Raw genomic sequence first — 10447 nt, 5'->3', positions numbered from 1 at the left:
TGTGAAAAGTGAAGCTAGCTTCACTTTTCACATACCAAATCATTATAAATTCATACTGGATAAACCAATGTATTGGGCCTTATCAAATTACACAGACTTCTTGACGGAACCCGATATATTTGAAAAATCGCCGATATAATTCGAGTTGCGCTGATATATTTAAAAAATCGCCGATATAATTTCATTTACCATCACGCAACACAAAAAGGAGCTATTCCCAAACAACGGGAATAGCTCTTTTTCTTATGCAACCTTTTCTTGCGAAGTAATGCCGCGAATTTCATCAGCAGAACGAATTGGATATTTACGGAACACGATTGATCCGATGTATCCAACAATCGTGGTAACGATTCCACATAATACAGCAGCAATCGTTACTTTTACAACGTCATTAAATCCGAATAAAACAAGAAGTCCTGGGATTGGTGATGCTGTTCCTGGTGCGTTATTAACGAGCTGGAATAGTGATGTAATAATACCAGCAAGTGCACCGCCAACGAAGTTTGTCGCATAAATAGGAATTGGATTTGCTGAAACAACATCGGCTTGTGTTAAAGGCTCGATTGCTACAGCGATTGTGTCTTTCTTTGAACAAATCTTTAGTCGTTTAAAGAAAATAAAGTTCATTGGGGCTGAGGCTGCTACGGCAAGACTACCAATTGCCATTGGTAAACCTGTTAATCCGAGCATTGCAGTTAGTGCCATAGAACTCAGTGGAGAGGTAGAAATAACTGTTATTAATCCACCAAGCATAATACCCATGATAATAGGGCTTTCTGTAGTTGCAACTGAAATCATAGAACCGATTTTACCGAGTGTTGCGTTAACGAGCGGATCCATAAGCATTGCCATTCCGCGTGAGATTGGTGCAGCGATAAATAAAATTGCTAAAAACTCTACACCAGCCGGTAATTTCTTTTCGAGAAATTTCACGACGAAGGCACAAACGTATCCAGCGAAAAATCCTGGTAAAATACCAAATCCACTAGTAGCGATACCGATTAAAACAGCATATACGGGGGAAACACCGATTGCTAATGCGACTAAAATCGCTGCTGCGACACCGCTCATACTACCGGAAGCTTCTCCTACTGATTGTAAAAAGTCATTATGAAACATTTCTCCACCTATATAACGATGAAATGCTTCAATAAGAAAACTTGCGATTGCTGCATTAGCTAAGGCACCCATTGCTTTCATGCCGTAAGGAGCACGGTAACTAAAAAGTGTAAATAGACAAAGTACAACAAGTAATAGTGCTAAACCTTGCAAGATAGCCATTTGAAAACTGTCTCCTTTGATTTTTGTAATAAAAATTCGTATCATTCAATAATAATATAAAAGTGTATGAAACGGAAAAATTTTTTCTTGGGAACTTGCTGCAAGAAAAAATCCCTTACAATAATGTAAGGAAAGTGTAAGACTTTTAGATAGAGTATAGTATGCCATTTTTCGTATAATACAAGTATAGATATATGACTAGGGAAAAAGAAGTGCAAACAGGAGGTTCATGTATGAAATTGGTAATTAAAGTTTTAGCTGTATTCGCCATTATTCTAGGTGGAACAGCGTATTATTTGAACACAAAAACAGAAGGTGTACATGCTTTTGTAGACAACTTCTTTTCAAATAAAGAAATACAAGATTATTATGCGGTTATAGATAAAGGTGAGAAAAAAGACGGAGAATACTTGTATACTTTTAAAGGGTATACAGAAGACGGAAAGTTACAGGTTATTAAAAGAATGATGAACCGTGAATTGCATACGGGTGCTTTTATAAAAATTTATGCAAAAGGTATGCAAGGAAAAGGATGGGCTGAAATCCCGAAAGAATCAATTCCGCAAAAAGCGTTGGAAAAAATAGAAAAACGATAAAAGGAGCGACTCATTCGCTCCTTTTTTAGTGCGTTAAAATAGTGATAGATGTTTTTTCTTTGTTAGAAATGATTGTTGCACGTCCGCCAATTGGGAAAGTGAAAATCGGGGTTGTATGACCGAAACTTGCGTTTGCAATGATAGGGATATGTGCAAGCTCAGGCTTTGAAGCAATCATTTCTTGCACGTCTTCTATCGTACATTCTGCGCCTTTTTGCATCTTTCCTATAACGATGCCTTTTACATGTTCAAAATCTTGCTGCTGCATAAGAGAATGTAAATATCGATCAAAAGTTTTAAGAGTAGCTCTCCCAGTTAAACTGTCCTCTTCAAGAAATAAAATTTTATCCTTTAAGTTTGGCATATATGGTGTACCTTGCAGTAAGTTCAATGTGCTCATATTACCACCGATAATATCTCCCGTAGCTTCTCCTTCGTGAATCGAAACGTATCCTTCATTCTTAATAAACTCTCGATTTTCCTGATCAATGTACCAAGAATCATCACTCCATGTTTCAGATGGTAGGACTTCAATCGGCTCATTAGAAGTTACGCATTTTAAAAAGTAATCTGTTGTATACTCGAGCCCTTTCTCCATTCCAAATGAAGAGAAATGGGGACCTGAATATGTAACAAGTCCTGTTTTAGTGTAAATTGCATTATTTAGTGCAGTGATATCCGAATAGCCACAGAAAAATTTCGGGTTTTCTCGAATTAAATCGTAATCGAGATGTTTTAATAAGCCATTAGAATTGTATCCTCCAAGTGTCGTCAAAATGGCTTTTACATTCGGATCTTTAAATGCTTCGTGAAGGTCTTGAACGCGTGAAGAAATAGAAGAGGAAGCAAATCTGTCTATCTCATCAGAATATGTTGAAAATGTAACGTGAAAGCCCATTTCGGTTAACCTTTTTACAGCAAGCTTCCTGTTTTCAGTTGAGACAATACTTAAACTACAAGATGGTGAAATAACTCTAATTTCATCACCTTTTTTCAATTTTGTTGGTAGCACTTCATTCACCCCTTTAAATGAAAGAATATTTAGATTTAAAAAACATTTTATCATATGAAATAAAGTGAGAGTGAATTATGTTTTGAAATGGAGTTTTCCTGATTTTTCAGCAGACAGACAGAGGTTTTTTTTGATATGATAGGAAAAGTGATTTATTATAAGTAGTATTTAATATCTATAACATTTGAAAGGTGTGCAAGACGTGGAGAAACAACTTGCAGGCTTGCCGGTACACGTTCATTTCGTAACAGAAATCCGTGAAGGGGCGAGGAAGGAAACCGTTGCTTTTGAAGCAAATGGTCAATACTATGTAAAAGGTCAAGGTACATACGTAACATTCCAAGAGCCGAACGAACAAGGCGAAGTGAAAACAATTATTAAAATCCAAGATGAACAAGTTCTCATTATGCGTTCAGGTGCTGTTTCGATGCGTCAAACGCATGTGAAAGGTGAATGGACAACTGGTACGTACACGAGTGAACTTGGTACGTTTGCATTGCAAACAAAGACTGATAACGTTCTTTTTAAATGGTCGGATGAAAAGAAAAAAGGACAACTCTTCTTAACGTACGCATTGCTTCTAAGTGAACAAGAAGCTGGCAGATATACAATTACGATTAATTTGAAGGAGGCAAAATAATGAATTCTTTAGAACAAGTAAAAGGATTAATTAAAGAAGAAATTCAAGCTGCTGTATTAAAGGCAGAATTAGCGACAGAAGAACAGATTCCAAATGTAGTATTAGAATCTCCAAAAGATAAAACAAATGGTGACTTCTCTACAAATATGGCAATGCAACTTGCACGTGTTGCGAAAAAAGCACCTCGTATGATTGCAGAAGAATTAGTTGCAAACTTCGATAAAGCAAAAGCTTCTATTGAAAAGATTGAAATCGCAGGTCCTGGTTTCATTAACTTCTACATGGATAATAGCTACTTAACAGACTTAATCCCAACGATTGTTAATGCTGGTGAAGCTTACGGTGAAACGAATACTGGTAAAGGTGAAAAAGTACAAGTTGAGTTCGTATCTGCGAATCCAACAGGTGACCTTCACTTAGGACATGCACGTGGTGCAGCAGTAGGTGACACGTTATGTAACCTATTAGCAAAAGCAGGATATGATGTATCTCGTGAGTACTACATTAATGATGCTGGTAACCAAATCCATAACTTAGCTCTTTCTGTTGAAGCTCGTTACATGCAAGCTTTAGGCTTAGAGAAAGAAATGCCAGAAGACGGATACCATGGTGCGGACATCATTGCAATTGGTAAGCGTTTAGCTGAAGAGTTTGGGGATCGTTATGCGAAAGCTGATGAAAAAGAAAGTTATGAATTCTACCGTGAGTACGGTTTAAAATATGAGTTAGCAAAACTTCAAAAAGACTTAGAAAGTTTCCGTGTTAAATTTGATGTATGGTTCTCAGAAACATCATTATACAAAAACGGAAAAATTGATCAAGCTCTTGCTGTATTAAAAGAGCGCGACGAGATTTTTGAAGAAGACGGTGCAACTTGGTTCCGCTCAATGACTTACGGTGATGATAAAAACCGTGTATTAATTAAAAACGACGGTTCTTACACGTACTTAACGCCAGATATCGCGTATCACCGTGATAAATTAGAGCGTGGTTTCGATAAGTTAATCAACATTTGGGGTGCTGATCACCACGGTTACATTCCACGTATGAAAGCTGCTATTCAAGCGCTAGGTTACGATAAAGAAACATTAGAAGTAGAAATCATCCAAATGGTACAACTGTATCAAAATGGTGAGAAAATGAAAATGAGTAAGCGTACAGGTAAAGCAGTTACACTTCGTGAGCTTATGGAAGAAGTAGGCGTGGACGCAATGCGTTACTTCTTCGCAATGCGTAGCGGTGATTCTCATTTAGATTTCGATATGGACTTAGCTGTATCAAAATCTAACGAAAACCCAGTATACTATGCACAATATGCACATGCTCGTGTATGCAGTATCCTTCGTCAAGGTGAAGAGTTAGGATTAGCTACAGGCGGAGATGTGAACTACAAACTTGTTACTTCTGAGAAAGAAGTAGAGTTACTGAAAAAACTTGGTGAATTCCCAGCAGTAGTTGCGGATGCAGCACAAAAACGTCTACCACACCGCATTACAAACTATGCATTTGAATTAGCAGCAACATTACACAGCTTCTACAATGCAGAAAAAGTATTAAACCAAGATAACTTAGAATTAAGTAAAGCTCGCTACGAGTTAATGAAAGCAGTACGCACTACACTTCAAAACGCATTAGCAATCGTAGGAGTATCTGCACCAGAAAAAATGTAATTAAGAAAAGCGGAAGCGGCTCGTTCAGAATAGGAGGGGGATGGAGCTCCTGACAGAGAGGCGTACTTTGCCTCGGAGGAAGGCGCGAAGCCACCGAGTATTCTAGCCGCTGGAGCTGGACAATAAAGAAAAGCGGAGCCGACTGTTTAGTCCCGAAGGCTAAGGTTCTTTCCCACAGAAGATGCATTTTATCTTCTCGTGGGGAAGGTTCTTAGACGGAAGGGGCTAGGAGGCAGAGCTAGACAATAAAGAAAAGCGGAGCCGATTTTTCGCTTTCAGTAAAAGGCAATCACACGATGTTGTGATTGCCTTTTTGTATGGAAATAATAAAAAAATAAAATTTTATCAAACAAAAGGAGAATTTGCGTCGTCTTATATAAATGACTGGAGGTTTCCGATGGAAGAAAAGGTAGAAGAATTAATTGATATATATAAGCAGCAAATATATTCCTTATGCTATAAGTTAGCGAAGACGAAAGAAGACGCGGAAGATATTTTTCAAGAGACGTGGATAAAAGTTTTTTCATCGCGGCACCAACTTTCTTACGTGGAGAATTATAAAAAGTGGATTACTACAATTTGTGTTCGTACATTTTATGATTTTTATCGCAAAAAGAAAAGATGGAAAGATCGTGTATTGGATTTATTTCATAAAGAAGATGGCGGAGAAATTGAGCATGCAGACGATGTGAATATATCAGAAGAATTTATTCAAAAAGTCGAAGCAGAAATGATACGAGAAGTTATACAGTTATTAAATGAAAAATATAAAACAGTGCTCGTACTCTACTACTATGAACAATATTCTTACAAAGAAATGAGTGAAATATTAAATATACCAATTGGTACGGTGAAATACCGCCTTAATTATGCGAAGAAGCAAATGCGAGAACATTTGGAGGGGTTCGTTTATGAAGGAAGATAAATTTGAACAGAAGATAAAGAGTAGCTTAGCAGAAGAGATAACTCCAAGCGAAGAGCTGATAGATAACACGAAGCAGGGCGTGCGAAAGGCTCAGAAGTTAGAGAAGAGATGGATGATTTATATTCACGCCATTTGGATTGTTTTATTAACAGTTGTTATAGAACAATTTGTTACTCATTTAGATAACAAAATTCCAATTATTATAGCAGTTGTTATTACGATGCACCTATACATTCCTATATATGTTGTCATACAGTCGTTTTTAAAGAAGGAGTATAAATTACATGATAGAGTTCGCTAACCCGTTTGTAATATTTGAAGTAGCTGGAGTGACAATGCTTTTAGCTTTTATAGCACTGTTAATATGTGTTGCATCATGGGTATATACAGATGCGAAAGCACATCAAATGAGTAAAGGGTGGAGTGTTTTAGCAGTTATATTACCATTCTTTATTGGATTTTTATTATATATGGTGAGAAGAAGTAAAAAGAAAGTTGAAGGAGAATATAGGATGAATTTTGTTAAAAAGCAGAAGGTAACATTAGTTGCGATATTGGCAAGTACAATGTTTGTATTACTTAGTGGCTTTACTTTTGCACAGACGTTAGATGATACCTGGAGAGCAGGAGATGTATATTTAGAAAATGAGAAGCAAGGAGAGACAAGTTACGAGGCAAAATTCTCATCATGGGATATTGCTGAGAAAGATATTGAACTTGAGTATGCAAAAGATACAGAAGTAACATTTTCTTATGAGACGGATGCAAAACGTGGGAATTTATGCTTTAGCTTGTATGAAAGGCAAGGAGAAGGTATAAGAGAGTTAAAAGAGATCTGTGAATCGAAAAAAGGTACTTTTAAAGCTACATTGAAAGCGAATGAAAAGTATGTATTTAGTATAAGTGGTTTAATGGTGAAAGATGGTTTTGTAAAAGTGAATTGGGAAACAAAATAAAGGCCCTTGGGAAGGGCCCTTTATTTTATCGGATTGTATACGTAACCGAAAAGCTAACAGGACTATAGTAAACATAAGGTGCATGAAATTGAACGTACATATTTCCATCTGCTTTTGCAGTGAAAATTCGGCCGTAGCCATCAGAATAACGTCCAATAAGGTTATGATTTGAGTCATAAACACTGTAACTAGGGGTTTTGCTGTTAGGTTGAATTGTTAACTCTTGTCCCTTTTGAAGGAAAACAGGTTCTTGTTCAGAACTACTTCCAGTTTGCAAAGAATAAAATTTTGTAAAGCTTTGTTCTTGAGTAGCGGCAGCGGCCTTTGTTTCAGGAATAAACGCGGTAGCACCAGTAATTCCTGCTAAAGTTAATGCACCGGCTATAATCATTTTTTTCATAGTAGAAAAGCCTCCTTAATTGTTGTAATCATTTTTGTTACAGTTAATATTGTATACGATAATGAGTAGGAGAAAATATGCTTTTATGCATATATATTTTTTCTCAATAAAAAACCACTGATAAAAATCGGTGGTCTTTTAAATGACTAAGCAGCTTTTTGTTCAGTTTGAGCGACAGGTTTTTGAAGTGTATTATAAACTCCTGTTCCAATAACCTCTAATGCCATTTTCATACGTTCAGGTGAAATATTCTCAAATACGTTATCTTGAGGTGTGTGATATACCTTTTCGATATGGTAGATTAATGGATTCCAACTATCGACACCCATCCAGATAAATAGAGCCGCAGGAATACCAACTTCAGCAAACGGTACGTGATCACTAGAGCCAAATTTCCCTTGCAGAACGAGGTCATTATTTAATTGTTTACCTGCTTGTAAGGCTGCGTCTGTTACAAGATTTGGAGAACCGTTAGGCGTCATAGCATATAAATTCTTCGCCTTATCGTAATTTGTTGCAACCATGTCTGCGTTAAAGACACCTAAAATCCGGTCACGTTCTTTTTGGGATAGACTATTAACGTAATGATCGGAACCAAGTAGGCCAGTCTCTTCAGAACCGAAAGCAATAAAACGAATTTCTTTATCAGTTTCTACATTTTGAAAAGCGCGTGCTAACTCTAATACTAACCCTGTACCAGAAGCATTGTCATTTGCTCCAGGTGCTCCAACGACACTATCGTAGTGTGAACTTACAACGACAGCTTTTTCATTACCTGTACTATTTTTTGGCTTCTTTTTAGCAATGACGTTTAATGACGTTAAATTAGATTCATGTCTCGCTTTTAGGGAAAGAATTGTTGTCCCTTTTTTAGTGATTTCTTCTTTAAATGCATTTCCTTGCGCATAAGCAAGACCAAAGACAGGGATAGATTGCTTTTTCGTTAGGCGGGGATTGAAAGTTTGTCCGTAGTTTCCACGTCCACCAATTAAACTGTATAAAAGAACACCTTTTGCTCCTTTGCTAACGGCATTTTCAACTTGTTTATTATAGTCAGCTACTGTTGTTCCTCTTTCGAATAGAACAATTTTTCCATTTACTTCATTTGGGATATCCTCTAATTTTGTCCCACCTTGAACAAAGATAAGAGGAGCCGTAACAGCCTCTGTAGAAATTAGTGCGTTAGGAGCAGCACCAGCTTGCCAATTACGCTTTGTGGATAATGGTGATTCAATAAATCCAACGTATTGATCCGGCACTTGGAATGGTTGATATTCTACTTCATAGCCCATTGATTTAAGCTGCATACCAACGTAGCGAGAAGCCCATTCTTCTGATTTTGTTCCACCAGGGCGAGGACCAATTGTTTCGGATAAGAAACGGATGTGTTCGATAGCGCGGCTTGCATCAACTTGTTTTGTAATAGATGAAGTCTGTGTGATTTCTGAAGTGGAATCAGCTTTGGCTTGTCCAATCGGAGCTAAGCTAACAGCGAGTGATACAGCAAGCAAAGAGCTTACTATTTTTTGTTTCAAAGATTTTTTCATTTTTTCCTCTCCTATTCTTCTATTCTCTCTGACTGACAAAAGAAGACGGATAACGACTTCATTTTACCCTTATCTTTATTGTTTTTCAATATTCTGACATTGAGAAATAAAAAACGCTATATGCACATTTACATATTTTTGACGGAGATATGTATGCTATCATTTTAAACGAAGGTTCGCTTTCTATTTGGAAAGCTCCTACATTGCATGAATCTAGTGTACCCAAACTTTAGATTATGTAGAGAAAAGAATCCACTGTAGGGTTTCTTTTCTCGTGTTTGAATCATGTGATGATAAATATGTTTCCGCATTTCATAATTATTATCAGTGATATATGTAAGGCATCCATATGAAAATACGAGGCTGTTCAAAGGTTTTCCGTACTTTTGGACAGCCTCACCCCGTTAAAAGGACGATACTCTATGTATCGTCCTTTTTTGTATAAAAAAACACCCAATCAAATGTTCACTTGATTGGGTGTGAAAAACTATTAATAATATTTTTTTCGTTTTGTAACTAAAATACTTAACAAACCAGCTAGTAGAAGTAAGATACCTACTGTTTGAGTAGAATCTTTTTTGTGACCTGTATTTGGAAGTTCTTTACCCGTATTTCGGTCATCTTGCTGTTTGTTTATTTGTGTTTCAGGGTTACCTTTTTCTAGTTCTTCGGAAGTTCCTTTACCGTGTGCTTCAGGATTTCCTTTTTCTAGTTCTTCAGAAGTTTCTGTACCAGGTGTTTCAGGATTTTCTTTTTCTAGTTCTTCGGAAGTTTCCTTACCTGGTTTCTCTTCTTTATTCGGAGGAGTAATTGATTCATTATCTCCACCTGATGAAGATTCAATCTTTTTATTTGAAACTGTAATTTGTAGTGGTGCAGCTTGGGCTTTTTCAATTGTAAAGCTTATTGGTGATGCATCTAATTGATAGCCTTCAGGAGCTTTTGTTTCCACTAGTTGATAATTGCCAGGTTTCAAATCATTTATGATTAATTTACCATGACCATCTGTTTTTAAGCCTTCTCGTACTACTTTTCCATCTTGATCTAAAATATTGAAAATGGCACCCTCAAGTGTTCCATTGTGATCCATATCAACTTTAGTTAATTCTATTGAACCTGTTGTTAAACTATTTAAAGCAGTCACAGAAGTAACTTGAGATTGTCCTTTCGTAATAGTGAAAGGAATTGGCTTAGCGTTTAAATCGTATCCAGTAGGAGCTTTCGTTTCAATAAACTGATAGTCTCCTGGACGTAAATCAGAAACAGAGATTTTGCCATCTTTATCAGTAGTTAAATCAGTACGAACGTCATTGCCGTTCATATCAACGATTTTAAAGATAGCTCCTTCAAGAGTAGAGCCGTCGATGTCATCGACTTTCGTTAATTCCACAGCGCCCTTCGTTAAGCTATTCTTAGCGGT

11 protein-coding genes are annotated in these 10447 nt (G+C 36.8%); 6 read left to right on the top strand and 5 right to left on the bottom strand.

What is annotated here, in order from left to right; translation table 11 throughout:
* Nucleotides 1-243: 243 nt before the first annotated feature.
* Nucleotides 244-1281: a PTS sugar transporter subunit IIC gene (locus MR070_RS26635; RefSeq protein ID WP_242262284.1), complete on the bottom strand. Its 1038-nt coding sequence runs from the start codon at nt 1279-1281 to the stop codon at nt 244-246.
* A 233-nt stretch (nt 1282-1514) separates the two neighbouring features.
* On the opposite strand from MR070_RS26635, the gene MR070_RS26630 reads away from it, so the two are divergent.
* Nucleotides 1515-1877 carry a YxeA family protein gene (locus MR070_RS26630; protein ID WP_016719024.1) on the top strand — a complete coding sequence of 121 codons (363 nt, stop codon included), beginning with the start codon at nt 1515-1517 and terminating at the stop codon, nt 1875-1877.
* Between the two features lie 25 nt (nt 1878-1902).
* On the opposite strand, the gene MR070_RS26625 is transcribed toward MR070_RS26630, so the two are convergent.
* A complete protein-coding gene (locus MR070_RS26625) occupies nt 1903-2889 on the bottom strand; it encodes a S66 family peptidase (protein ID WP_000938068.1) in 987 nt (328 codons plus the stop codon).
* A 202-nt stretch (nt 2890-3091) separates the two neighbouring features.
* Here MR070_RS26625 and MR070_RS26620 point away from each other — a divergent pair, with 202 nt between their 5' ends.
* The 5 genes from MR070_RS26620 (at nt 3092) to MR070_RS26600 (ending at nt 7080) form a co-directional block, all read left to right on the top strand.
* Nucleotides 3092-3529 (top strand): YwiB family protein, encoded by a 438-nt coding sequence (locus MR070_RS26620; RefSeq protein ID WP_000414867.1) that lies wholly within the window; start codon nt 3092-3094, stop codon nt 3527-3529.
* A complete protein-coding gene (gene argS, locus MR070_RS26615) occupies nt 3529-5199 on the top strand; it encodes an arginine--tRNA ligase (protein ID WP_001086449.1) in 1671 nt (556 codons plus the stop codon). Before MR070_RS26620 ends, argS begins: the two co-directional genes overlap by 1 nt.
* 397 nt (nt 5200-5596) lie before the next feature.
* The gene (locus MR070_RS26610) at nt 5597-6124 is read left to right on the top strand and encodes an RNA polymerase sigma factor (RefSeq protein ID WP_000391655.1); all 528 of its coding nucleotides are present in this window, start codon (nt 5597-5599) and stop codon (nt 6122-6124) included.
* On the top strand, nt 6111-6425 hold the full coding sequence (locus MR070_RS26605) for a hypothetical protein (RefSeq protein WP_000656682.1): 315 nt from the start codon (nt 6111-6113) through the stop codon (nt 6423-6425). Before MR070_RS26610 ends, MR070_RS26605 begins: the two co-directional genes overlap by 14 nt.
* A complete protein-coding gene (locus MR070_RS26600; protein WP_000568889.1) occupies nt 6409-7080 on the top strand; it encodes a hypothetical protein in 672 nt (223 codons plus the stop codon). The genes MR070_RS26605 and MR070_RS26600 overlap by 17 nt, the downstream gene beginning before the upstream one ends.
* Before the next feature lie 25 nt (nt 7081-7105).
* Here MR070_RS26600 and MR070_RS26595 read toward each other — a convergent pair whose 3' ends face one another.
* The 3 genes from MR070_RS26595 to MR070_RS26585 form a co-directional block, all read right to left on the bottom strand.
* Entirely contained in the window at nt 7106-7480 is a 375-nt protein-coding gene (locus MR070_RS26595) for a hypothetical protein (protein WP_000738205.1), read from the bottom strand.
* A 146-nt stretch (nt 7481-7626) separates the two neighbouring features.
* Nucleotides 7627-9027, bottom strand: coding sequence for a M28 family metallopeptidase (locus MR070_RS26590; RefSeq protein ID WP_242262283.1), 1401 nt, complete (start codon nt 9025-9027; stop codon nt 7627-7629).
* 490 nt (nt 9028-9517) lie between these two features.
* On the bottom strand, nt 9518-10447 hold a 930-nt coding region (locus MR070_RS26585; protein ID WP_242262282.1), incomplete at its 5' end, for an MSCRAMM family protein.

Source organism: Bacillus cereus group sp. BfR-BA-01453 (assembly GCF_022662915.1).
Taxonomy (GTDB): domain Bacteria; phylum Bacillota; class Bacilli; order Bacillales; family Bacillaceae_G; genus Bacillus_A; species Bacillus_A paranthracis.
This window is presented reverse-complemented; position numbering and strand designations above follow the sequence as displayed.